This window comes from Rhizobium sp. AC44/96 (assembly GCF_001692185.1).
Classification (GTDB): Bacteria; Pseudomonadota; Alphaproteobacteria; order Rhizobiales; family Rhizobiaceae; genus Rhizobium.
On record NZ_LXKO01000043.1, the window covers coordinates 195,140 to 219,570 of the forward strand.

21 protein-coding genes, 1 tRNA gene and 1 pseudogene are annotated in these 24,431 nt (G+C 60.9%); 12 read left to right on the plus strand and 11 right to left on the minus strand.

The genetic code is table 11. The features are described from left to right. Positions 1-85: 85 nt before the first annotated feature. Complete coding sequence (locus tag A6U87_RS30285) at positions 86-253, plus strand: hypothetical protein (protein WP_198928781.1); 168 nt, start codon at positions 86-88, stop codon at positions 251-253. A gap of 119 nt (positions 254-372) precedes the next feature. Here A6U87_RS30285 and A6U87_RS28945 read toward each other — a convergent pair whose 3' ends face one another. Next, on the minus strand, positions 373-1,467 hold the full coding sequence (locus A6U87_RS28945) for a DUF475 domain-containing protein (RefSeq protein WP_065694773.1): 1,095 nt from the start codon (positions 1,465-1,467) through the stop codon (positions 373-375). Positions 1,468-1,839: 372 nt separating this feature from the next. On the opposite strand from A6U87_RS28945, the gene A6U87_RS28950 reads away from it, so the two are divergent. Further along, on the plus strand, positions 1,840-2,085 hold the full coding sequence (locus A6U87_RS28950) for a hypothetical protein (RefSeq protein WP_065694774.1): 246 nt from the start codon (positions 1,840-1,842) through the stop codon (positions 2,083-2,085). A 25-nt stretch (positions 2,086-2,110) separates the two neighbouring features. Beyond that, complete coding sequence (locus A6U87_RS28955) at positions 2,111-2,299, plus strand: hypothetical protein (protein WP_065694775.1); 189 nt, start codon at positions 2,111-2,113, stop codon at positions 2,297-2,299. An 11-nt stretch (positions 2,300-2,310) separates the two neighbouring features. On the opposite strand, the gene A6U87_RS28960 is transcribed toward A6U87_RS28955, so the two are convergent. Next, the gene (locus A6U87_RS28960) at positions 2,311-2,874 is read right to left on the minus strand and encodes a dual specificity protein phosphatase family protein (RefSeq protein WP_065694776.1); all 564 of its coding nucleotides are present in this window, start codon (positions 2,872-2,874) and stop codon (positions 2,311-2,313) included. A gap of 216 nt (positions 2,875-3,090) precedes the next feature. Here A6U87_RS28960 and A6U87_RS28965 point away from each other — a divergent pair, with 216 nt between their 5' ends. After that, positions 3,091-3,792 carry a hypothetical protein gene (locus A6U87_RS28965; RefSeq protein ID WP_065694806.1) on the plus strand — a complete coding sequence of 234 codons (702 nt, stop codon included), beginning with the start codon at positions 3,091-3,093 and terminating at the stop codon, positions 3,790-3,792. A gap of 12 nt (positions 3,793-3,804) precedes the next feature. Here A6U87_RS28965 and A6U87_RS28970 read toward each other — a convergent pair whose 3' ends face one another. The 5 genes from A6U87_RS28970 to cpdR1 form a co-directional block, all read right to left on the minus strand. Further along, a complete protein-coding gene (locus A6U87_RS28970) occupies positions 3,805-4,287 on the minus strand; it encodes a hypothetical protein (protein WP_065694777.1) in 483 nt (160 codons plus the stop codon). Between the two features lie 55 nt (positions 4,288-4,342). Then, positions 4,343-5,122, minus strand: a complete 780-nt coding sequence (locus tag A6U87_RS28975) for a hypothetical protein (protein WP_065694778.1) — start codon at positions 5,120-5,122, stop codon at positions 4,343-4,345. 1 nt (position 5,123) lies between these two features. After that, positions 5,124-6,194: a GSCFA domain-containing protein gene (locus A6U87_RS28980; RefSeq protein WP_065694779.1), complete on the minus strand. Its 1,071-nt coding sequence runs from the start codon at positions 6,192-6,194 to the stop codon at positions 5,124-5,126. Positions 6,195-6,390: 196 nt separating this feature from the next. Further along, a tRNA-Val gene (locus tag A6U87_RS28985) sits at positions 6,391-6,465 on the minus strand. A gap of 83 nt (positions 6,466-6,548) precedes the next feature. Next, complete coding sequence (gene cpdR1, locus A6U87_RS28990; protein ID WP_003542883.1) at positions 6,549-6,911, minus strand: response regulator CpdR1; 363 nt, start codon at positions 6,909-6,911, stop codon at positions 6,549-6,551. Positions 6,912-7,098: 187 nt separating this feature from the next. Between cpdR1 and A6U87_RS28995 the strand changes: the two genes are divergently transcribed. The 3 genes from A6U87_RS28995 to A6U87_RS29005 all read left to right on the plus strand — a co-directional run bounded on the left by A6U87_RS28995 (position 7,099) and on the right by A6U87_RS29005 (position 10,879). Continuing rightward, complete coding sequence (locus tag A6U87_RS28995; RefSeq protein ID WP_065694780.1) at positions 7,099-7,980, plus strand: N-formylglutamate amidohydrolase; 882 nt, start codon at positions 7,099-7,101, stop codon at positions 7,978-7,980. 247 nt (positions 7,981-8,227) lie between these two features. Beyond that, complete coding sequence (gene hisN, locus A6U87_RS29000) at positions 8,228-9,001, plus strand: histidinol-phosphatase (protein ID WP_065694781.1); 774 nt, start codon at positions 8,228-8,230, stop codon at positions 8,999-9,001. 183 nt (positions 9,002-9,184) lie between these two features. Next, positions 9,185-10,879 carry a PAS domain-containing methyl-accepting chemotaxis protein gene (locus A6U87_RS29005; RefSeq protein ID WP_065694782.1) on the plus strand — a complete coding sequence of 565 codons (1,695 nt, stop codon included), beginning with the start codon at positions 9,185-9,187 and terminating at the stop codon, positions 10,877-10,879. Positions 10,880-10,894: 15 nt separating this feature from the next. Here A6U87_RS29005 and A6U87_RS29010 read toward each other — a convergent pair whose 3' ends face one another. Together A6U87_RS29010 and A6U87_RS29015 are read right to left on the minus strand one after the other, a co-directional pair. Beyond that, the gene (locus tag A6U87_RS29010) at positions 10,895-11,869 is read right to left on the minus strand and encodes an alpha/beta fold hydrolase (protein ID WP_065694783.1); all 975 of its coding nucleotides are present in this window, start codon (positions 11,867-11,869) and stop codon (positions 10,895-10,897) included. Between the two features lie 124 nt (positions 11,870-11,993). After that, positions 11,994-12,791: a cell wall hydrolase gene (locus A6U87_RS29015; protein ID WP_065694784.1), complete on the minus strand. Its 798-nt coding sequence runs from the start codon at positions 12,789-12,791 to the stop codon at positions 11,994-11,996. Positions 12,792-13,340: 549 nt separating this feature from the next. Between A6U87_RS29015 and A6U87_RS29020 the strand changes: the two genes are divergently transcribed. Further along, on the plus strand, positions 13,341-13,808 hold the full coding sequence (locus A6U87_RS29020) for an Hsp20 family protein (protein WP_065694785.1): 468 nt from the start codon (positions 13,341-13,343) through the stop codon (positions 13,806-13,808). 75 nt (positions 13,809-13,883) lie between these two features. On the opposite strand, the gene A6U87_RS29025 is transcribed toward A6U87_RS29020, so the two are convergent. Further along, positions 13,884-14,888 carry a bile acid:sodium symporter family protein gene (locus tag A6U87_RS29025; protein ID WP_244499590.1) on the minus strand — a complete coding sequence of 335 codons (1,005 nt, stop codon included), beginning with the start codon at positions 14,886-14,888 and terminating at the stop codon, positions 13,884-13,886. Between the two features lie 54 nt (positions 14,889-14,942). On the opposite strand from A6U87_RS29025, the pseudogene A6U87_RS29030 reads away from it, so the two are divergent. Both A6U87_RS29030 and A6U87_RS30620 read left to right on the plus strand, forming a co-directional pair. Beyond that, positions 14,943-15,853, plus strand: a pseudogene (locus tag A6U87_RS29030) (LysR family transcriptional regulator). A 149-nt stretch (positions 15,854-16,002) separates the two neighbouring features. Continuing rightward, positions 16,003-16,131: a hypothetical protein gene (locus A6U87_RS30620; RefSeq protein WP_275078426.1), complete on the plus strand. Its 129-nt coding sequence runs from the start codon at positions 16,003-16,005 to the stop codon at positions 16,129-16,131. A 2-nt stretch (positions 16,132-16,133) separates the two neighbouring features. Here A6U87_RS30620 and A6U87_RS29035 read toward each other — a convergent pair whose 3' ends face one another. After that, positions 16,134-17,183: a low specificity L-threonine aldolase gene (locus A6U87_RS29035; protein ID WP_065694788.1), complete on the minus strand. Its 1,050-nt coding sequence runs from the start codon at positions 17,181-17,183 to the stop codon at positions 16,134-16,136. 556 nt (positions 17,184-17,739) lie between these two features. Between A6U87_RS29035 and gltB the strand changes: the two genes are divergently transcribed. Both gltB and A6U87_RS29045 read left to right on the plus strand, forming a co-directional pair. Next, on the plus strand, positions 17,740-22,461 hold the full coding sequence (gltB, locus tag A6U87_RS29040; RefSeq protein WP_065694789.1) for a glutamate synthase large subunit: 4,722 nt from the start codon (positions 17,740-17,742) through the stop codon (positions 22,459-22,461). 254 nt (positions 22,462-22,715) lie between these two features. Further along, positions 22,716-24,170 (plus strand): glutamate synthase subunit beta, encoded by a 1,455-nt coding sequence (locus A6U87_RS29045; protein WP_065694790.1) that lies wholly within the window; start codon positions 22,716-22,718, stop codon positions 24,168-24,170. Positions 24,171-24,431: the final 261 nt, after the last annotated feature.

The window sequence follows — 24,431 nt, forward strand, 5'->3', positions numbered from 1 at the left end:
TGGCAGGGCTGAATTTCCGCCTGTTGTTATCCGGCAGGCGCGAGCGCATATGTAAGCGGTCAATTATAAAGCAAGAGAGAAGAAAATGTCCTTCCGTCAGTCCATTCGTGATGGCTTCCTTGGCCGCGCCTTTGCGATGATCGGTGCTGCCAATGCGGTGAGCGCGACCATCGAATCCGGGCGTCGCCCGAAGTCCCGCGATCTGCGCGAACTCGGCATCGATCCGAGCATGTTCGGCAGAATCAACCACTAATAGCTTCGATGCATCGGGCGGCTGCAGGTCGCCAGGTATGAAATAGCCCGCAACCGGATGGTCGCGGGCTTTATTTTTGTCAGGACGGGCCGCAGCGCGGGCTGCGGCCGATGGGATGATCAGGCCTCGACCTGTTCGCCCTTGCTCACCTGAGCATCTTCCTCGGCCTGTTCCTTCCTGTTGTGGCGGATGGATGACCAGAGCGAGATGCCGATCAGCGTCGCACCGCCGAGACCGGTGATGACCTCGGGAATGTGGACCATCGTCTGCACATACATGATCACCGAGAGGATCAGGATGGCGTAGAAGGCGCCGTGCTCGAGATAGCGGTATTCGGCAAGCGTTCCCTTTTCCACCAGCATGATCGTCATGGAGCGCACGTACATGGCGCCGATGCCCAGTCCGATGGCGATGACGAAGAGGTTCTGCGTCAGCGCGAAGGCGCCGATGACGCCGTCGAAGGAGAAGCTGGCATCCAGCACCTCGAGGTAGATGAAGGCGCCGAGGCCACCCTTGGCGGCAGCGCTCATCGTCTGCTGCGAGGCGTCGAGCAGACCGCCAACCACTTCGACCGCGAGGAAGGTCAGAAGACCGTAGATCGCGCAATGAACGAAGGTACTGGCTTCCTCCTCACCCAGGAAGGACGAGAAGACGAGCACGAGCGCCAGGACAAAGGCGATTTCGATGCCCTTGATGGTGGCGGAGCGCGCCATCAGCTTCTCGAGGCCGGCGATCCAGTGCACGTCCTTCTCGTGGTTGAAGAAGTAGTTGAGGCCGACCATCATCAGGAAGGTACCGCCGAAGGCCGCGATCGGCAGATGCGCGTCGTTCATGATGCGGGCGTATTCGGCAGGCTCGCGGGCAGCCAGGACCAGCGCTTCCCACGGCCCGATCTGCGCCGCGATGGCGACGATCGCCAGCGGGAAGACGATACGCATGCCGAAGACGGCGATCACGATGCCCCAGGTGAGGAACCGGTGCTGCCATTCCGGCGTCATTTCCTTGAGCTTGTTGGCGTTGACGATGGCGTTGTCGAAGGAGAGCGAGATCTCGAGCACGGCAAGGACCGTACAGATAAAGAAGACGGTCGCCATGCCGCCAATGGTGCCCGTGGTTTGCCAGCCAAGTGCGGCACCCAGGATGAGGCCGACAGCGGTAACGATGAACGCCCAGGTGAAATAGCTGAGCGCCGATTTTTGGGAGGTTTTATTCATGACCGCACCTCGCGGCCAGAAACGGTGTTGTTCAGAGAGGATACGTGGAAGGAACGCGACATACCACAACGGGCATGCGCGCAAGGCATGGTGTGCTTTTTCATCGAATGAAAATCCGCCGGCTTATTTGCAGGCGGTACCGACATCACGAGAGCGCCGTAAAAACTCTCGCCAGAGGGGCCCGGCACCAGGTTGTCCCTTCAGCCGATGTCTGAGGCTGCGGGATATTGCGAAGGTAGTCATCCTTGCGCGCCAGTCAAGGTCGCCGGTGTAGCGGCGTGCGCTTTTCTTCGGAACCATCGCGGCGGTTCGGCCGTTTGCAACTGGTTGAGCAATGAGAAGGCTGCGAGCCTGCAGCCGAGGAGGCGCATCATGCATAATTCCCCGCACATTCCAGGCAAACGCCCTGATACGTCCGAGCGAATGAAACGGGCACGGCCCAACCGCATGAAGAAGGCGCAGGTCATGCCGCCGCATCATGTCGACCTGACGCTGGCACCTGATGTCCTGCACGATGTGCATGTGCCCGCCCACGTCAGCGGCGCGGACCTTTCGAAGGGCGGACCGGAGCCAGCCGTGAAGGACGACGAGGCGACGGTTTCAAAGCCCAGTCGCTAAACCGCAATTCCAGCCAGGAGACGATATGAACAAGACATTCGTGCCGCACGACATCCATGTGAAGCATGAGATTGAATGGCAGGCGCTTCGCCAGGGCAGCCAGGCGCCCGACGATCTGGAATGGGTCGAAATGGCGACGTCACTGAACCCGCCTTGGAATGCCGATGCTGGACAAAGTGCCGGTGATCGGCGGGCGCAATCCACCTGCGGCTAGAGAGGATCAGCTCAGAAGCCGATCGTTTCCTCGTAGTCGTCCCACGAGCGGTACATTTCATAGCGGCCAACGCCGGGGATGGCGAAGTGGCCGAAATAGGGGCTGAGCTGGAACTCGGCGAAGGCCTCGCTTCCCTTGTTAACCGCCCCGACATAGATCGCCGAGGCAAGCCCGGTGCGATTGGCGCCGTGCTCGCAATGGATGAGAAGCGGCTTCGGTGCATCCGCCATCAGCTTCGCGAGGCGTTTGGCCTCGTCGCGCGGCAGCTCCTTCGACGAGGAGATCGGAAAATCGATCAGCGTGATGCCGTTGCGGGCCGCAGCCTGTGCTTCTTCTCGGTACCAGCCCGTCCGCTTCTCGTCGCGAAGGTTCAGGATGGTCTTGATTCCATATGTTTTCGAGTAGGCATTGATGTCGGCGCCGGTCGGCTGGGCCGAACGATAGAGTTCGCCGGGAATGACTTCGTGGAAATTGCCGGAGAGCTGCGCGATGCCCGCATGCGCAAGGGTCAGGACCACCGCCGCGCATACCAGCCACACGGGCCATTTCAGAAATGCAAAAACTCTGAGTTTCATACTCGCATCTTCAAAGCAGATTGACCGCCGGCTCCCATATAAAGTCTCGTCGCCTTCGTTGCCAGAGCTAGGCAACAATGATCGCTTCCCGCCCGCGTATCAACTGATTGTGGTTGTTCGGGGATGGTCGCATAAACTTCATGTTGACGGGCTGCTTCGCCAACCTTTCGGAAAGGATTGGCCAGCGATAATCCGATGCTCACAGGATTCGGATATATGGCCAAGACAGCGACACGCCGCCGCAAATCATCGACACGATCAAAGGGCAGGGGAAGCAGCAACAGCAGCGCGCTGCCCTGGGCCATCATCGGTGTGCTCGCCGTCGGAGGCATCGCGACCTATGACAACTGGAAGAGCGTGAAGCCGATACTCGTCGCCCATACGGCGACGCAGCCGGTCGCGCGCACTCGTCCGGTGACGCCGGTCGAGCCGGCACGCAACGCCGGTCCAAGGGAAACGGCGTCGATCGCTTTGGTATCGCGTGTCGTTCCTCCGGAAGCCGTGCCGATTCCGGCAAAGGCGCCAAGCGTGCCCGAAAAGGCAGTGCCGGTTTCGGTCTCGCCCGCGCAGACGCAGGCCGCCAAGGCTGCGTTCGGCTATTGCGGACAGGGCGAGCACATCAACTGCGTCGCCGACGGCAGCACCTTTTGGTACAAGGGCGAGAAGATCGTCATCGCGGACATCATCAGCCCCGGTATCGACACGGCGCGCTGCGACGGCGAAAGACGGGTGGGCTTTGCCGCCAAGCTTCGGTTGCTGACCCTGTTGAATGCCGGAACTTTTGCGATGAACCCGGCCGGACAGCCGAGCAAGGCAGGTGCGCCGCGCGTCATCTCGCGCGACGGCAGATCGATCGGCGGACAGCTCGTCGATGAAGGGCTTGCGCGCAAGCCCGGCAGCGGCGCTTGGTGCGCCTAGCGCTCCTAAGGCCTACTTCTGTTTTGGTGCCTTGCCGCTTGTCTTGAAGCTGCCCGTGAAGGCGGTATCCGTGCTCTTGGCCGAGCATTCGATGGCGATCGGCTTGCCGTTGTAGGGGTTGCCGAGCGTGCAGCTGCCGGTCACCTTTACCTGACCGGTCATCTTCTGGCCGACGCCGGTGACGATCAGGTTGAGCGGCAGTGTCACATTGCCGGCGGAGCCGGGCTTGATCTGCGTACCATCGCCCTGGAAGCCGAGCATCTTGCCGCCCGAGGTGAAGATCAACGTCACCTGGCCGTTGACGAGAGTGACGCTTGCGAGTTCGCCCTGGCAGCCTTTCGTCGCATCCAGCTTGCCGACCACCAGCTTTGCGCACTTGCCCGCAAGTGTCAGAGCGCCAGGCGCGCCCGGGAAATTCTGCGGGGAGGCGGCGCCAGCGGCCGAAGCAAGGGTTGCCGCACACAGTGAAGCGGCGACAAAAGTTACCAGTTTCATGTCTTTACCTCGTGGTCGAACCTTCAGGCGGAATGCGGGGCGGGCATCCCGATCGTCAGCCCAATCGCATTCTTCTGTGTTCGAAATTGGTCGCGTCATCAGCCGGCGCAACCGTGTCATCGATCTCTCGCAGGATTTTCGCCAGCATCAGCCGACCATAGTCGGCGTTGGCATGATAGTCGCCCGGAGATAGTGCAAATTCGTCGCGCATGGCGCCATGCTCGTCGTAAATCTCCCTTGGGGGAAGATGATAGGCAATGCCGAGCGCATCCAGCTTGGCGCAGACCCGATCGCGAAACCGATCGTAGATGAAGCTGATCTCGTGCTCCTCGAACGGATCGTCGGCGCCGGTCTTGTAGCTCGCCGGCACGGGGCAGCAGGAGGCGACGGAGAAGCGCACGTCCATCGACAACAGTTCCTCGAAGAATGCCATGGGTTGGCGCGTCAGGTCGTCGATGATTGCGTCGAAGGCGGCCTGCGAGACGAACTGCCGGTCTTCTGCCCAGATCGCGGCTGTATGCGTCTTCCAGTATTTCTGATTGAAGCCGAGGCTCGGATAAAGGCCGAAGACGAAGACGAAGCTGCGACTGTCGTTCGGCTCAATCACCGGCGCCCCATCGAAGTTCAGTCGCGTGAACACGGCTCTGGCGGTGTCCTGCGTGAAGCCGACGCCGTCGTCGCGCACTTCGAAGAACGGTTCGAGAAAATGATATCCGTAGCCGAGTTGAGCGATGCGGATATCGCCGCGATTGCTTCGGAATTCGTTAGCGTCCTGGCGCTGCAGGAACGCGTCGCGCATTGCGCTGATGTGGGAGTCGCCGACGATTACCAGCATGTCAGATCCCCTGAGCCAAGAGCATTTCCTCGCAGACCGCTTCCATCGCGCCAGCGTCCGGTCGTGCAGCGAGACTCGCTGGGCTGGCCTTGCCGGCTGGCGGTGCATGTTCGGCGAAGAAATGAGACATGACGTAGTCGACGCCCGCCGCGTTTACGGTGCGCATGTTCGGATCATAGAACATGCCGCGCATCGGCGCGGCCGCGATGATCTCGTAGGAGGGGAAATAATCGACGAATTCGATTTCCGAGGCGATATGGCCGGCGACCGCCCGCAGGACGGACTTGGAATAGGTCGTTGCCGCCAGCACATGCTCTCCCGACTTCGTCGCCGTCAAAGGGACCGGGGAAACGGTCAGGATGAAGTGCATGTCGGGATTGATCTGCCGGACCTTGCCGAGAAAGGCGATCAGATCTTCGAAAATTTCGAAGTAGGTGAAATTCTTGAACTCGTAGGCGTTCTCGTCAAAGGCGCCTGCCACGGTGCCGGGGCAGAGCGGGAAGACGGCACCATCGGCCTTCGACACCCAGGCCTCCGTCAGCCCGAGCGTGAAGATCAGCACGTCGGTGTTGACGATGAGGTCCTGAACCGCGGCAAAGTGCGACTGTCGGCTGCGCTTGAGTTCTTCAACACTGGCAAAGGGCTCCGGCTCGAGAACGGGACGGAAGGGGTCGGCAAAGCCGCTGCCTTTCGTCCAGGCGTTGTCCACAGGCAGGAACTCCCCGAATGCCCGATCGAAGGTCTGCAGCAGCTGCCGCGCTGTATAGATGTTGCAGTAGCGCGCGGAATAGACGCCGTAGTTGAAGCTCTGGCTCAGCGCCGGCGGAAACAGCGGCGGGGCCGGCTCGAAATCGCGGAAATTGAAGCCGCTGTTCTTCAGGTGCCTTGCGATGTGCTGGGCAAAGCAGCTGCCCGCCGTCGCGATTCGCGCTTCCGGAGAAACCTGGAATTTCTTGCGGTAGAGCCCTTCCAACGAAAAGGGGCTCCGTTCGCCTACCGCCTTCTTCCAGAGGAAGCGATCCTCCAGATTGCTGTAGGGGTGCTTATTGTCTGCCTGATTGCCTTCCGTCACGCCCGGACTCCCATCTTGGACTTCCGGTTAGCCAAACAGGCTTGTGGCAGGCTTGTGCAGGATTCTCCGCCAACTGCTCCGAGAAGGACAGGGGAGGCGGATCATAGCCTCACCGCGAGACCGCGATGACGAGTTCAACAGATTTTTGGGAGTTGAGATGGTTTCGTTAAGTCATTGACTTATTGAAGGAACCGGATGGTGGGCGTGACAGGGATTGAACCTGTGACCCCTACGATGTCAACGTAGTGCTCTCCCGCTGAGCTACACGCCCATCCGATGTCGGCGCATAGACCACAAACCTATTTGGCCGTCAATAGGCCTTTTTCAGATTTGTGACACGCGCCGCGCGAACGCCTATGCGGCAAGCATTTTGTTGACCTCGTCGACGAGGTCGCGGAGGTGGAAAGGCTTGGAAAGGACCTTCGCATCCTTCGGAGCCTTCGAATCAGGGTTCAATGCGACGGCTGCAAAGCCGGTGATGAACATGACCTTGAGGTCCGGATCGAGTTCGGTCGCGCGACGCGCAAGCTCGATGCCGTCCATTTCGGGCATGACGATATCGGTCAGCAGAAGGGAGAAGGGTTCCTCGCGAAGCCGGTCATAGGCGCTGGCGCCGTTGTCGTAGGACAGGACCTTGTAGCCTGCCTTTTCGAGCGCCTTCACAAGGAAGCGGCGCATATCATTGTCGTCTTCTGCAAGAAGTATCTTCTGAGTCATTATCCAGACCGCTAATCAGTGGAATTTATGCGTGGGGCTAGGTCATTTACACTAGTGTGCAGCCAGTAAACAACCGGTGAACTGGCTGCTCCAAGCGTCATCCCCATGAGATAGTATGGACTTGGCGCGCGGCAACTGGCAACATGGGCGAAGAAATGGCCTTCTGGCATGGTTAAGAGGGAAAACGGTGCACGAAATCCCCGTATACGAGCTTTTTGAGATCCGGGAGCCCGTGTCGCATAGCATTCCCTTCGTCTTCAACTCCCCTCACAGCGGTCGCATTTATCCACCGGAATTTATCGCCCAGTCGCGGCTCGAAGGCATTTCGATCCGCCGTTCGGAAGATCATTATGTGGACGAGCTGTTCGGGGCGGCGAGCGCGCTTGGTGCGCCGCTTCTGCTGGCCAACTTCCCCCGCGCCTATCTCGACGTGAACCGCGAGCCATATGAACTGGACCCGCGCATGTTCGACGGGCTGCTTCCGCCCTACGCCAATGTCAATTCGCTGCGGGTTGCGGGCGGCCTCGGCACCATTCCGCGCATCGTTGCGGAAAACATGGAAATCTACGCGCGGCGTCTGCCGGTGCGGGAAGGTCTCGAGCGCATCGAGAGTGTCTACAAGCCCTATCACGCCGCGTTGCGCCGGCTGATCGCGCGCACGCACGTCCAGTTCGGCTTCGGTGTGCTGATCGATTGCCATTCCATGCCTGGCAATATCCGGGTCGCCGGCTCCCATGCCCGTCCGGATTTCATCATCGGCGATCGATACGGCACCAGCGCGTCGGCCGAGCTTTCGCGTACGGCAGTCGGCATCTTCGAGGAGATGGGCTTTACGGCGATCCGCAACAAGCCCTATGCGGGCGGCTTCATCACCGAGCATTACGGCCGCCCGGCGCGGGGCCTGCATGCGCTGCAGATCGAGGTCAATCGGTCGATCTACGTGGACGAGGTAACGCTCGAGAAGCGCGCCGATTTTGCGAACGTGGCTGCGGCCATCACATCGTTCATGCGGCAGATGGCCGATTATGTCGCGAAATTCTCTCTCACCACCGCGTTTGCGGCCGAGTAGCAGCCTCCGAAGTCCTCAAAAAAAGACCGCCTTGCGGCGGTCCAAGTCTAGGGAGGAAACACCCAAGGAGGGTATTTACAGTCAGAAGACTGTATGAAGACATTACTGCTGCATTGCACAATTGTCAATCATTATATTGCGACGCACAAATATTGGGCAGTCGGCTAAAAATTGCTCCCCTCGTTTGCATCTAGCAGCATTTCCGCTATGAAAAACGCCAATTCCCGCCATCCGAACGGATTTTGCCATGCTCCCTGATCGCTCGTTCTTCAACCGCCTGGCGGAAGCCGCCAAGGCCGAGACGCTGCCGCGCTTTCGCTCCGGCCTCGACGTGACCAACAAGCTGTCCAGCGGCTTTGATCCGGTGACGGAGGGGGACAGGGCAGCCGAGATCGCCATTCGCGCGCTGATCGAGGAGCATTTCCCGGATCATGGTATCCTTGGCGAAGAGCACGGCAATGTCGGGCTCGATCGCGAGTATGTGTGGGTCATCGATCCGATCGACGGGACGCGCGCCTTCATTTCCGGCGTGCCCGTCTGGGGAACCCTGATCGGCCTCCAGCGCAACGGCCGGGCCGTCATGGGGATGATCGAGCAGCCATTCACTGGCGAGCGCTATTTTGCCGACCAGAACGGATCGGTCTATGCCGGGCCGGAAGGCGAGCGGCGGCTCGCGGTGCGTGATTGCAGTGCGCTCTCAAACGCCATCCTGTTCACCACCTCACCCCATCTCTTTGTCGGTGAAGAGATGGAGCAGTACCGCGAGATCGAAAGCCAGGTACGGCTTTTCCGCTATGGCACCGATTGCTACGCCTATGCGCTGCTTGCGGCCGGGCATGTCGATCTCGTTATCGAGAACAATCTGAAGCCTTACGATGTCGGCGGCATCATCCCGGTGATCGAGAATGCCGGCGGTATCATTACGACCTGGGACGGCGGACGACCGGAGAACGGCGGGTCGATCATCGCGGCCGGCAGTCGCGCCGTTTACGAGCAGGCGGTCGCCATTCTTAGGCGCTGAAGCAGCCATTTTCTTTCGTTATGACAGCGAATCCCTTGCGATATCGGGGCTTGTGAAAGATTCGGGGCGCCATTTCGGCGATTATTAACAAGACTGAAACGTTTCACTGCAAAACATGCCCCTGAAATTTAGCGGCATGGCGGCCGTCGCCTGTCGCTTTCTTTATATTCAAGGCGATTTGAGATGCAGCTTTTTCCCCGAACCGCGGGCGCCAATGCCCGGGCCATTCTTGATGCGATCCATAAATCCCAGGCGGTGATCGAATTCGATCTGACCGGCAGGATCCTGACCGCCAACGAGAACTTCTGTGCGGCGATGGGGTACAGGCTGGCTGAGATCGTCGGCCAGCATCACCGCATGTTCGTCGATCCGGCCGAGGCAGACAGCCAGGAATATCGGGAGTTCTGGGCGCGGCTCGCAAAGGGCCACTTCGACCGCCGGCAATACAAGCGTGTCGGCAAGGGCGGCCGGGAAGTGTGGATCGAGGCGTCCTACAATCCCGTGTTCAACGCCTCGGGTGCGCCGTTCAAGGTCGTGAAGTTCGCAACCGACATCACGGCGGCAAAGCTGAAGAGTGCGGAGGATGCGGGCAAGCTCGACGCGCTGTCGCGCGCGCAGGCAACCATCGAGTTTACGCCGGACGGTCACATCCTGACCGCCAACGAGAATTTCCTGCAGACGCTTGGCTACCGTCTCGAGGAGATCCGGGGCAGGCATCATTCGATGTTCTGCGATCCGGTCTACGCGGCCGGGGCCGCCTACAAGGATTTCTGGAAGAACCTCAGCGAGGGCCGATTTGCCGCCGATGAGTTCATGCGGATCGGCAAGGGCGGGAAGAAGGTGTTCATCCAGGCCTCCTACAATCCGATTTTCGACATGAACGGCAAGGTCTTCAAGGTCGTCAAGTTCGCGAGCGACGTGACGGAGCGGGTGCGCGCGGTCAACGAGCTCGGGCAGGGCTTGCAGGCGATGGCCGAGGGCGATCTCGAGCAGACGATCGAGCGGCCGTTCATCGCCGCGCTCGACAAGCTGCGGACCGATTACAACGCTTCCGTCGCCCGGCTTCGCACCGCCATCAGCGCCATTGCCCGCAATGCGACGATGATTGCGTCAAGCAGCCGGGAAATCCGCGCGGCGTCCGACGATCTGGCAAGGCGCACCGAAACGCAGGCGGCGTCCGTCGAGGAGACCGCATCTGCCGTCACGGAGATTTCGGCCACGGTAGCGGCTTCAGCCCGCCAGGCCGGTGACGCCGGCAAGCTTGTCGAAGACACGACGCAGAGTGCCCGCGATTCCTCGGATGTCGTCGGCGAAACCATCGAGGCCATGGCCAGGATCGAGAAATCGTCCGGCGAGATCGCCGGCATCGTGAGCGTGATCGACGATATCGCCTTCCAGACCAACCTGCTGGCGCTGAACGCGGGCGTGGAAGCGGCAAGGGCGGGCGAGGCAGGCAAGGGCTTTGCCGTCGTGGCACACGAGGTCCGGGAGCTGGCGCAGCGTTCGGCGACGGCCGCACGGGAGATCAAGACGCTGATCAGCACGTCGGAGAGCTCAGTTCGCCAGGGCGTGGCGCTGGTCGCCAAGACCGGTTCGGCGCTGGAGGCGATCGCAGGGCAGGTGCTGCAGGTTCACGACAACGTCTCGGGCATCGTCGAAGCCGCCAAGGAGCAGTCGTCCAGCCTTGGCCAGATCAATGCCGCGGTGATCTCGATGGATCAGGACACACAGCGCAACGCCGTGATGGTCGAGCAGACGGCGGCGGCGAGCCGGAAGCTTGCGGCGGAAGCCGAAGTACTCTTCGAACTGATCGGCCAGTTCAAGGTCGGCGACGAGCGTGATACGGCGGAGCGCACACGGTTTGCAAAGACCGCATAGGCGGAAGAGCTCAGCTCAGGTGCCGAAGGCTTCCACGTCGCCCTCCGCCTCGGCATCGCTGCCCGGGATGAAGGCGTGGAAGGCCGCAAGCGCAGCATTGCGGTAAACGTCCCGCTCCTGGAGAACCTCGTGTCGTGAGCCGTTGATCGGCACCAGCTGTCCGGCGCGGAAGTAGCGGGACAGCCGCTCCTGGGCGATATACGGCACGATGGCGTCGCGCGTCGGCGCGATGACGACCGTCGGGATAGTGATCGAGAAGAGATGGTTCGGTGAGGTGACACGCGCGATCGTGTGGAACGATTCGTGCAGCCAGCGCGCGGTCGGCGGCCCGAGAGCCAGTTCGGGATGTTCCGTTGCGATGGCGCGATTGCGCTCGAACCGGACTTCGTCGGAGGTCAGTGGGTTATCCCTGAAGGGCGGCTCCTTCAGCTTGCGGGCAAGCGGAAAGGTCCCGAGGCCGAGCGAGCAGGCGGCGCCTGCAAGGCGACGGATGGTGCCGGCCGACGCGGCCTGGCCCGACAGCCCGATAAAGGGCGCCGTCAGCACCATGCGTTCGATACGCGTTGCGAGATAGGGGGCGGCGGACAAGGCAATCAGCGCGCCGGTGGAATGGGCGAGCAGGTAGAAAGGCAGCCGTGTATCCGGCAGCACGATCTTCTCGAGAAAGGTATCGAGGTCGTGTTCGTAATCGATGAAGCGACGGACGTGGCCATGCTGGCGCTTTTTCAGCAGACGATCGGATGCGCCCTGGCCACGTAGGTCAAAGGTCGCGACCCAGAGGCCTTTGTCCGTGAGATCCCGGATCGTCTCGTAGTATTTTTCGATGAACTCGTTGCGGCCATGCACGAGCACGACCGTGCCCTTTGCGACGGGGGCGCTGGAGCGGAAGACCGCATAGCGCAGCCGCAGGCCGTCGTGGGTTTCGAAGAAGCCTTCCGTGCGGTTCTCGGGAACCGGATTTCCGGGTGTGGAAAAAAGGACCTGGTCCATGGCAGCTCGATCGTGACCTTCAAGCGGATTCGGATATCGAGTAAAGCGGATAGGCGATCACGCTGTCAAATCAAAGAAAAATGCGTCGCGCAACCTATCGGTCGCGCACACGCCTTGTCCCTTCTCAGCCGCCGACCTGATCGAGGCCGCCACGCAGGCTGGCGCTGTCGAAGGCGGGGCGCGGCATCGGTACCACCATGGTGGGAGGCGGTTCAAAGCCGGTATTGCCGGTATCACTCGTGTCGCCGGTATCCATGATGGCGCTTGGCATTGGCATCGGTGTTGGAACCGGAACAGCCGCAGGGATCAGCAACTCGAACGGTGCGGCAGTGGCATGTTCCGATGCGTAGTTCATCGCGACTTCGTAGGCCGGAAGCGGCGCCGGGGTCTGCAGCTCACCATCGGCCCCACGCTTTTCATAGAAAGCGTTGCCGCCGGCCACGGTCACATAGTGCATGTTGCCATAGGGGAATTTGAGGCCGTCGGTATGGAAGAACATCGCTTCCTTGACCTCGGGGTTGCGTTCCCCATGCAGGATCGAATCGGCTGCAAGGTCGAGGTCGGGTTCGGCTGCCGGTTCGACGGTGCGGGTCATCACGCCGGGCGCGAACTGTTTCTTCTGAGCGACGACGCCGCAAATCGAATCAGAATAGGCGCCCGATGTCAGCCGGTTCATCACGACCGTTCCGACCGCCATGTAGCCTTCGTGATCGGAATGCTGGGATTCGAAATACATCGCCCGCTTCAGGCATGAGCGGTCCTCGGACGTATAGTTATAGGTGACTTTTTTCGCCGCGATCGGCTTGGCGGCATTTGCCGCCACCGGCACCGATTGATTCGGCGCGCTCGTGCAGCCAGTCGCGGCGAGCCCGACCAGAAGAATCCCGGAAAAGGATGTGCCCCACGCTTTTTTCGCCCTCAATGCCCAATGCCTCCTATCTGATTGGGTACAGCCCTTACCAATCAAGTGATGATCTTTTACATCACATTGGAAAGAAATTCAAACGCATAGCTTTCATGCTTGTGTGTTGCTCGCCGATCACTCGCATAACGAGTCTCGCGCCCGGTGTTCCGGTGTCGCCACGGTTGTTGTGTCGCGCTGCGAAACTTCCAATTTTGGGTTGTCGGTTTCCCTGAAAAAGAGGCCGACATGTGGAGCTTCCAGAAGGCTCCGCATGCCGGCCGCAGATTGACCGAAGACGAAGGGACGGTAGCCCTCGGCCATCGGGCCAGTGTCAACCCGACGCCGCAAAAGCTACCCGCGGACGGCTGAACCGATGCCGAACCAGCCGTTCAGATGCCGTTCAGCCCATGCGCGTGATTGCCGGCAACAAAGGGCTTGAACTGCGCAAAAGCCATCCCCATCTCATTTCTGCGGACGCCAATAGGGTCCGCGGAACCGTCCCGAAGCTGCCGAACATGGGGTTTCAGGGCACATCATCGCAACACGTCGCTTCCTCAGGAGGACATCATGCGTCACGTAGACTTTTCTCCCCTTTATCGTTCGACCGTCGGTTTCGACCGGCTTTTCACCATGCTCGACAGTCTCGGTCAGCCGGACCAGGGCCAGACCTATCCGCCCTACAATATCGAGCGCACCGGTGAGAACACCTACCGCATCACCATGGCGGTCGCCGGTTTCGATGAAACCGAAATCTCCATCGAAGCACAGGCCCACGCTCTCACCGTGAAAGGTGAAAAGAGCGAAGAAAAAGCAGATGGCAGCGAGTTCCTTTATCGCGGCATCGCCAAGCGCGCCTTCGAGCGCCGCTTCCAGCTTGCCGACCATGTTGAGGTCACTGCCGCTTCGCTGAAGAACGGCCTGCTGCATATCGACCTTCTGCGCAGCATTCCGGAAGCCATGAAGCCGCGCAAAATCGCGATCGCAGCCGAGCCGGTGAATGCGCCCAAGGCGATCGAGGCCCACGTCACAAACTAATCCGTCCTCCCGGACAAACAAAGACGGCGCTCCTATCGGGGCGCCGTTTTCGTTTGGGATCAAGTTCGTTTGGGATCAGGCCGGGCTTGTTGCCTCTTCGGCTTCTTCCTGGGTTATCCGGTGGGCGGCCGCTGCCGCATATTTCTGGGCGATGACGGCGCAGACCATCAGCTGGATCTGGTGGAAGAGCATCAGCGGCAGGACGATCGCGCCGATCGATTGGCCGGCGAAGATGACGTTGGCCATCGGCACACCGCTCGCGAGGCTCTTCTTCGAGCCGCAGAAGGTGATGGTGATCTCGTCGGCCTTGTTGAAGCCGAGCCAGCGGCTGCCGAACATCGTGACGCAAAGCACAAGGGCGAGAAGCGCCATGTCTGCAACGATGACGACGGCAATGTCTTCGATCGAGAAAGTATGCCAGAGCCCTTCGACGACGGCCTTGCTGAAGGCGAGGTAGACGACCATCAGGATCGAGCCGCGGTCGACCGGCATCAGCAGCTTCTTCTTGGCGCGGATCCAGTTGCCGATCCAGGGCTGCAGGAGCTGGCCGACGATGAAGGGCAGGAGCAGCTGCACGAGGATCTGTTGCAGGGCATCCCAGGAAAAGCCGCCATGGCCGCCGACGGAAAACAGCAGGCCGACAAGCAGGGGCGTCAGGAACATCCCGAAAATGTTGGAAGCGGAGGCCGAGCAGATCGCCGCCGGGACGTTGCCGCCTGCCATCGAGGTAAAGGCAATCGAGGACTGCACCGTGGAGGGTAGGACGCAGAGAAAGAGGATGCCGAGATAGAGCGGATGCGGCAGGATCGATTCCGGCAGGAAGCCCAGCCCGACGCCCAGCAGTGGGAAAAGGCCGAAGGTCGTCAGCAGGATCGCCAGATGCAGGCGCCAGTGCAGCAGGCCGGCGATCACGACATCACGCGACAGGCGCGCGCCATGCAGGAAGAAGAGCAGTGCGATCGCAAGGTCCGTGGCAATCCCGAAATAATCGGCGAACGTGCCGCTGGCAGGCAGCAGCGAAGCCAGGATGACCGTGCAGACAAGCAGGATCGTGAAGGTATCGGGCATGAAGCGGCGCATGGCATGTCTCATCAAGAAGGTAGATCGATCTTGTTTCTTCCATTATGATACAGGATGCAAGGAATAACAGTTATCACGTATCTGGATTTGATATGCTCGATCTCACGCAGCTGCGCAGTTTCGTCGCCGTCGAACAGATGGGCAGCTTTACGCTTGCGGCGGAAAGGCTGGGGCTGGGGCAATCCACGGTCAGTCAGCATATCCAGCGGCTGGAGACGGCGATCGGGCGCCGGCTCCTGGCACGCGACACGCACAAAGTCGTGCTGACGACGGACGGCGAGGCCTTGCTGTCTCACGCCCGCGCCATGCTGTCGATCGAAGGGCAGGTGCAGTCGCTGTTCAAGGGCCACAGCCTTCGCGGCAACCTGCGCCTTGGTGTCTCGGAGGATTTCGTGACAAGCCAGCTGCCCGCCGTACTCGAAGATTTCGTCCGCTCGCATCCCTCGGTCGACCTGGAGCTGACGGTTGCCCTGTCCGGCACACTCTATGAAATGCAGGACAACGGCGAAATCGATCTCGTGCTGGCAAAGCGTCGGTTGGGCGACGCCCGTGGGCGGCTGGTCTACCGCGAGCCGCTGGTCTGGCTGGCCCGCGATCCCGAACACATTCTCGGCGGCGGGCCGCTGCCGCTGATCGCCTTTCCACCGCCGAGCGTCACGCGCAGCATTGCGCTGGAAGCGTTGGGGCGCAGCCAGATCGCCTGGCGCATCGTCTGCACCTGCGGCAGCCTCAGCGGATTGACGGCTGCCGCCCGCGCCGGGATGGGGGTTCTGGTGCAGCCGCGCAGCATGGCGCCGTCGGGGCTGAAGGAGATCGGCAAGGGAAAACTGCCGGTGCTCGAGGATGTCGAGTTCGTGCTGGTGCCGCGCAAGGGGGCGGACCAGGCGCTGGTTTCCGCCCTGTCGGAAGACATTCTTGCCAAGGTGCGCAACCTACGCTCCAACGCGGGGGCAAGTCCGTTCTAGAGTTCGGGAACGTTCTGGCTAGCGAATGGTTAAGCCAGCGCATGGCATTTTAAGGGACCATCAACCCATTAACTTAGGTATCTGGTCAGATTCGAGGCCTAGTTTAGCGCTGCCTTATGGTCGACGTTCGGGGCAAGGAGAACGGACCGATGACGTATGGAATACTCTTCGTATCCGGGCTGGTTGCCTGTGTGATGCTGATTATCGTGGCTGGCCACGATGCGAAAACGACGGATAGCGGTGCCCCGCAATCCGCCGTCCTCGGGCATCAGAACTAGCGTCAGGCGACCAGGCAGCTCAGGAAACCATCGACATCCGCTTCCGTCGTCGCAAAGCTTGTGACGAGGCGGATCAGCGTTTCCTCGCTGCCGACGAGCTCGGGCGTGGCGGTCGGCACCGGCCATTCGTAGAACTTCGCGCCGCGTTCTTCGGCAACCTTGGCAGCACTTCTTGGAATGACCGCGAAGACTTCGTTGGAGGTCGTCGCCCATGCCAGGCGCGCACTGTTGCTGCCGCTGATGCCGGCGCGCAAGCGGTCTGCCATGCCGTTCGAGTGGCCGGCGAGATCGAGCCAGAGATTGTTCTCGAAGTAGCCATCGAACTGGGCCGCGATGAAGCGCGACTTGGAGAAGAGCTGCGCGGCCCGCTTGCGGATGAAAGGCATTTCCTTCGCCTGCTCGGGGTTGAAGAAGACGATCGCCTCGGCGCACCAGCACCCATTCTTCGTGCCGCCGAAGGAGAGAATGTCGACGCCGCGTTTCCAGGTCATTTCCGCCGGAGTTGCGCCGAGGGCGACCAGCGCGTTTGCAAAGCGGGCACCATCCATATGGAGCGGCAGGTTGCTCTGCTTGGCAATCGCGGAAATCGCGTCGATTTCGGAGAGCGAGTAAACGGTGCCGATCTCGGTTGCCTGGGTGATCGTGACGGCTGTGGCGCGGCCGTGGTGGACGGCATCTGCGGGAAAGCCCGCAATTTTCTTTGCGAGCTTGTCGGGATCGATCTTGCCGGCTTCACCCGGCACCGCCACCAGGCGAGCACTGCTGAAGAAATCCGGCGCGCCGCATTCGTCTTCAATCACATGGGCTTCGGAATGGCAGAAGGTGATTCCGCCCGGGCGCTGAACGCTGGCAAGCGACAGGGAATTCGCGGCCGTGCCTGTGGCGACGAAGAACACCGAGACTTCGCGCTCGAAAATTTCGGCAAAGCGCGCTTCGACGCGCTGGTCGAGCTCGCTGGTGCCATAGGCGGCTGCAAATCCTGTGGATTCCTGGAGCAGCCGTTCGGCGATGGATCGATGGGCACCGGCCCAATTGTCGGAAGCAAAGAACATGAGAGAAAACCTGGAAAAATGCGGGTGGGGCGGGTTCGGAGGGGGACATTAATCCAATGTGCCGCTGGATCAAGCCGCTAGGGCGCTACTCATCGCAAAAATTGATCGCCGCAATCAACAAACAAGATAATGCGAGAACGTGTAATTATATGTCTCCATTTGATTTGCGGGAGCAATATTGTTTCGCGACATGTCGATTTTTTGATTTAGGGCTCTTGCATGGCGATAATGTTCATGTCATAGAACCGATGAATTAGGGCAGTGTTGCTGTCCTATTTTGGCCGTGATGGCCGAGGAGGTGCCGAAATCCCTTACACTTCCGGGGTTTCAGGCTATAGTTCACCGAGCGCGGGCAAAGGTTCCCGCACGGAGGCCGATAGCAGGCGCGGAGCGCAACGGTTGCTTTGTCGGGAAAGCCTCTTTCCCAGGGAAAGCCTACCGCCGGCGACCGGATCTTCGATAATGCAACAGCGCTGTCACGCACCGAACCTAAGATCAGGGACGGTGCGCGACGAAGAGCCGCTCACAGATCACGGCTCTGACAGGAGGGAAGACGATGACGAAGACGCCATCCACGGGTTTTGACCAGTTCGCAGCAGCAACGACGCGCGCGACGGCCAATGCGCGTAAATTCGCTTCCGGTCTGCCAGCCAAACAGGGCCTCTACGATCCGCGCAACGAGCATGATGCCTGCGGCGTCGGCTTTGTCGCCCATATGAAGGGTCAGAAGTCGCACCAGATCGTCAAGGACGGTCTCTTCATTCTCGAGAATCTGACGCACCGTGGTGCCGTCGGCGCCGATCCGCTGATGGGCGATGGCGCGGGTATTCTCGTGCAGATCCCGGACCGCTTCTTCCGCGAGGAAATGGCCAAGCAGGGCATCACCCTGCCAAAGGCCGGTGAATATGGCGTCGGCCATATCTTCATGCCGCGCGACGAAAAGCAGATCGAGCATTTCAAGAAGGTGATGCACGACGTCATCGCCGAGGAAGGCCAGGTTCTGCTCGGCTTCCGTGACGTGCCGGTCGACAACTCGTCGCTGTCGAAGGCGCCCGATATTGCCGCGACCGAACCGCACCACTGTCAGATCTTCATTGGCGCCGGCGAGGATGCCGCGACGACGGATGAATTCGAACGTCGGCTGTTTACGCTGCGGAAGGTGATTTCCAACCGCATCTACGACGAGTTCGATGGTGAGGAGAGCCACTTCTACCCGGTATCGCTGTCGTCGGCGACGATCGTCTACAAGGGTATGTTCCTGGCCTACCAGGTCGGCGCCTACTACAAGGATCTGTCGGACCCGCGTTTCGAAAGCGCGGTCGCCCTCGTGCATCAGCGCTTCTCGACCAATACCTTCCCGTCCTGGAAGCTGGCGCATCCTTATCGCATGGTCGCCCACAACGGCGAAATCAACACGCTGCGCTCCAACGTCAACTGGATGGCGGCGCGTCAGGCTTCGGTGTCCTCGCCGCTCTTCGGTGACGACATCTCCAAGCTTTGGCCTATCTCCTATGAAGGGCAGTCCGACACGGCCTGCTTCGATAACGCGCTCGAGTTCCTCGTGCGCGGCGGCTACTCCATGGCGCATGCCGTGATGATGCTGATTCCGGAAGCCTGGGCCGGCAACCAGTCGATGTCGAAGGAGCGCAAGGCGTTCTACGAATACCACGCCGCCCTGATGGAGCCGTGGGACGGTCCGGCCGCTGTCGCCTTCACCGACGGCAAGCAGATCGGCGCGACGCTCGACCGAAACGGCCTGCGTCCGGCCCGCTATCTCGTCACCAAGGACGACCGCGTCATCCTCGCGTCGGAGGCCGGCACGCTGCCGGTGCCGGAAGAGGACATCGTCAAGAAGTGGCGCCTGCAGCCGGGCAAGATGCTCTTGATCGACATGGAAAAGGGCAAGATCATCTCCGATGAGGAGTTGAAGACCGAGCTTGCGACCAAGCATCCCTATGGACAGTGGCTGGATCGCACGCAGCTCATCCTCGAAGACCTGAAGCCGGTCGAGCCGCGCGCGCTGCGCCGCGACGTTTCGCTGCTCAACCGTCAGCAGGCTTTTGGCTACACGACCGAAGACACCAAGATCCTGATGTCGCCGATGGCGACGACGGGCCAGGAAGCTGTCGGTTCGATGGGCACCGACACGCCGATCTCGGCGATGTCTGAAAAATCGAAGCTGCTCTACACCTATTTCAAGCAGAACTTCGCGCAGGTCACCAACCCGCCGATCGACCCGATCCGCGAAGAGCTCGTCATGAGCCTCGTTTCGTTCATCGGGCCGCGTCCGAACCTTCTCGACCACACCGGCATGGCGAACGCCAAGCGCCTGGAAGTGCGTCAGCCGATCCTGACCAACGGCGATCTCGAAAAGATCCGCTCGATCGGTCACACGGAAGACCGCTTCGACACCAAGACGCTCGACTTCACCTATGATGTCGAGCGTGGCGCCGAAGGCATGCCCGAGATGCTTGACCGTCTGTGCGAGCGCGCCGAGGCGGCCGTCAAGGGTGGCTACAACATCATTGTTCTCTCCGACCGCCAGATCGGACCGGATCGCATCGCGATCCCGGCGCTCCTCGCGACCGCTGCCGTGCACCATCACCTGATCCGCAAGGGTCTGCGCACCTCGGTTGGCCTCGTCGTCGAGACCGGCGAGCCGCGCGAAGTGCATCACTTCTGCCTGCTCGCAGGCTATGGCGCCGAAGCGATCAACCCGTACCTCGCATTCGATACGCTGCTCGACATGCATGCCAAGGGCGAGTTTCCGAAGGAAGTGGACGCCTCTGAAGTCGTCTACCGCTACATCAAGGCGGTCGGTAAGGGCATCCTCAAGGTCATGTCGAAGATGGGCATCTCAACCTATCAGTCCTATTGCGGCGGTCAGATCTTCGATGCGATCGGCCTGCAGCAGGAGCTGGTCGACAAGTACTTCTTCGGCACCGCGACGATGATCGAAGGCGTCGATCTCACGGCGATCGCCGAAGAGACCGTTGTCCGTCATACCTCCGCCTTCGGCAAGGACCCGCTGCTGGCGACGACGCTCGATATCGGCGGCGAATACGCTTACCGCATGCGCGGCGAAAGCCATGCCTGGACGCCGGATGCGGTGGCCACGCTGCAGCACGCCGTTCGCGGCAACTCCGAGGACCGCTACCGCGAGTTCGCCGAGATGGTGAACGATTCCGCGCTGCGCATGAACACCATTCGCGGCCTGTTCAAGATCAAGAGCGCTGAGCAGATCGGGCGCAAGCCGGTGGCGCTCGATGAAGTCGAGCCTGCCGTCGAGATCGTCAAGCGCTTCTCAACCGGCGCCATGTCCTTCGGCTCGATCTCCAGAGAGGCGCATACGACGCTGGCGATCGCGATGAACAAGATCGGCGGCAAGTCCAACACCGGCGAGGGCGGCGAAGAGTCTGACCGTTACTTCCCGCTGCCGGATGGTTCGGCGAACCCTGAACGCTCGGCGATCAAGCAGATCGCATCGGGACGCTTCGGTGTGACCACCGAGTATCTCGTCAACGCCGACATGCTGCAGATCAAGGTCGCGCAGGGCGCCAAGCCCGGCGAAGGCGGCCAGTTGCCCGGCCACAAGGTCGATGCGACGGTCGCCAAGACCCGTCACTCGACGCCGGGTGTCGGCCTGATCTCGCCGCCGCCGCACCACGACATCTACTCGATCGAAGATCTGGCGCAGCTGATCTACGATCTGAAGAACGTCAACCCGTCGTCTGATGTCTCGGTCAAGCTCGTCTCGGAAGTCGGTGTCGGCACGGTTGCCGCAGGTGTCGCCAAGGCGCGCGCCGACCACATCACGGTCTCCGGCTTCGACGGCGGCACCGGCGCATCGCCACTGACCTCGCTGAAGCATGCCGGTTCTCCGTGGGAAATCGGCCTTGCCGAAACGCAGCAGACGCTGGTGCTGAACGGCCTTCGTTCGCGCATCGCGCTGCAGGTCGACGGTGGCCTGAAGACCGGCCGCGACGTCATCATCGGTGCGCTTCTTGGTGCGGACGAATTCGGCTTCGCAACGGCTCCCGTCATCGCCGCCGGCTGCATCATGATGCGCAAGTGCCATCTGAACACCTGCCCTGTCGGCGTTGCCACCCAGGATCCGGTCCTGCGCAAGCGCTTCAAGGGCACGCCGGAGCACGTCATCAACTACTTCTTCTTCGTTGCCAACGAAGTGCGCGAAATTCTGGCCTCGCTCGGCTTCACCAAGTTCGATGACATCATCGGCGCTTCGGAACTGCTTGAGAAGGACGAGATGCTGGCGCACTGGAAGTCCAAGGGTCTCGACTTCAGCCGCATCTTCCACAAGGTCGAGGCGCCGAAGGAAGCAACCTACTGGACGACCCGCCAGAAGCACCCGATCGACGACATTCTCGATCGCAAGCTGATCGCGGAAGCCGAGCCGGCACTTGCTTCGAAGACGCCTGTGTCCTTTGAAGTTGATATCAAGAACGTCGACCGTTCGGCGGGCGCGATGCTGTCGGGTGAAGTCGCCAAGCGCTACAATCACCGTGGCCTCAAGGACGACACGATCAACGTGACGCTCAAGGGCACGGCCGGCCAGTCGTTCGGCGCCTTCCTAGCTCGCGGTATCACCTTCAACCTGATCGGTGACGGCAACGACTATGTCGGCAAGGGCCTTTCGGGCGGCAAGATCATCGTGCGTCCGCCTGAGAATTCGAAGATCGTGGCGGAAGAGTCGATCATCGTCGGCAACACCGTTCTCTACGGTGCGACCGAAGGCGAGTGCTACTTCCGCGGTGTCGCGGGCGAGCGCTTCGCGGTGCGCAACTCGGGTGCGATCGCCATCGTCGAAGGCGTGGGAGACCACGGCTGCGAATACATGACGGGTGGTGTGGTAGTCGTTCTCGGCCAGACGGGTCGTAACTTCGCGGCCGGCATGTCCGGTGGCGTTGCCTACGTGCTCGACGAGGCCGGCGATTTCGCCAAGCGCTGCAACATGGCGATGGTCGAGCTCGAGCCGGTTCCGGAAGAGGACGACATGCTCGAGAAGCTGCATCATCACGGCGGCGACCTCGCGCACAAGGGACGCGTCGACGTCTCGGGTGACATGACGCGCCACGACGAGGAGCGGCTCTACCAGCTGATCTCCAACCATCTGCACTACACGGGCTCCACCCGCGCCAAGCAGATCCTGGACAACTGGGCCGACTACCGTCCGAAGTTCCGCAAGGTCATGCCGGTCGAGTACCGCCGTGCCTTGGAAGAGATGGAACGGGCCCGCATGGGAATTGCGGCGGAGTAATGCTCTTGAATCGCTAGGTCTATAACTGCTCGGACGAGGGGCGCAGAGATATCGGAAAGGACGCTGATGAAAAATCGATGGTCACTATTCCACCTCTTAATATCTCTGTGCCTCGCCGTCGCAGTTTTCGCCGGGACGTCATATCTCAGCGGTGACCTGAAAACGGAATTTATAGCCCTGGGTGCGGTCATGGGACTCGCCTACTGGTACTGGGGACCTCTGGGTCTTGGGCTCTGATGATGAGGGACGAAAATATGGGTAAGGTTACAGGGTTTCTGGAAATCGACCGGCAGGTAGCGAAGTATCAGCCGGCGTCGGATCGCATCCGGCATTTCCGCGAATTCACAATCCCGATGTCGGACCCGGAAGTGCAGAAACAGGCAGCGCGCTGCATGGACTGTGGCATCCCATACTGTCATGGGCCGACCGGCTGCCCTGTTCACAACCAGATCCCCGACTGGAACGATCTCGTTTACAACAACAACTGGGAAGCAGCGATCCAGAACCTGCATTCGACCAACAACTTCCCGGAGTTCACCGGTCGCGTCTGCCCGGCGCCCTGCGAGGAAGCCTGCACGCTGAACCTCGAAGACACGCCGGTTGCGATCAAGACGGTCGAGCAGGCGATTGCCGACAAGGCCTATGAACTCGGCTTCATCCGGCCGCAGCCGGCAACGGTTCACACCGGCAAAAAGGTTGCGATCATCGGTTCCGGCCCGGCCGGCATGGCGGCTGCCCAGCAGCTCGGTCGTGCAGGCCATGAGGTCCATCTATACGAACGCGAAAGCAAGGCGGGTGGCCTGCTGCGCTACGGTATCCCTGACTTCAAGATGGAAAAGAACTTCATCGATCGCCGCGTCGAGCAGATGAAGGGCGAGGGCGTTACCTTCCACTATGGCGTCAACATCGGCGTCGACGTGAAGGTCGAGCAGCTGCTCGCCGACCACGATGCTGTGCTCTATTGCGGTGGTTCGGAAACGCCGCGCGAAGCCGGCATTCCGGGCGTCGAACTGTCAGGTGTCCACGATGCGATGCCTTATCTCGTGCAGCAGAACAAGCGCGTCGGCCGCGAAAACATCGATAGCGTCGGCTGGGCGTCCGACCCGATCCTCGCAGGCGCCAAGCATGTCGTCGTCGTCGGCGGTGGCGATACCGCGTCGGACTGCGTCGGCACGGCGTTCCGCCAGGGCGCGGTGAAGGTCACGCAGCTCGACATCCGCCCGCAGCCGCCGGAGAAGGAAGACAAGCTCGCCGTCTGGCCGTTCTGGGCAACCAAGCTGCGCACCTCGTCTTCTCAGGCGGAAGGCGCCATCCGCGAGTTCCAGGTCGCAACGCTCGAATTCGTCGGCGAAGACGGCGTGCTGACCGGCGTGAAGTGCTGCGAAGTCGACGAGCGCCGCAAGCCGGTCCCAGGCACGGAGTTCATCATCAAGGCCGATCTCGCCTTCATCGCGATCGGTTTCAGCGGCCCGTTCAAGGACAGCGTGCTGAAGGAACTCGACGGCAAGCTCACGCTCAACACTGACCGTCGCGGCTCGACCAACGTCGTTGCCAACGACAAGGACTACAAGACTTCGGTCGACAAGTTCTGGACGGCGGGCGACGTGCGCCGCGGCCAGTCGCTGGTGGTCTGGGCAATCCGCGAAGGCCGCCAGGCCGCTCGCGCCATCGACGAAGCCCTGATGGGTTCGACGGTTCTGCCGCGGTAAGCGACTGACATCGATGCAATGGATGGGGTCGCTTCGAGCGGCCCCTTTTTATTTGGTGCTGATGTCCATTGCAGACGAGCCGCTTGCGGCGGCGCCGTTGCAGGGCGTTTTTCGTCAGACGATATCGATGCATACCGGACGCAGATCGGAGGAGGTCACGTGCTAGAGCGGGATTGTTTTAGGCGGAGTCGGGAAGTGGATTCCCTTTCTGGTGCAAATCAGATTCACCATTCTGGCCGGTGAAGGAGGCCGGCCTGGATG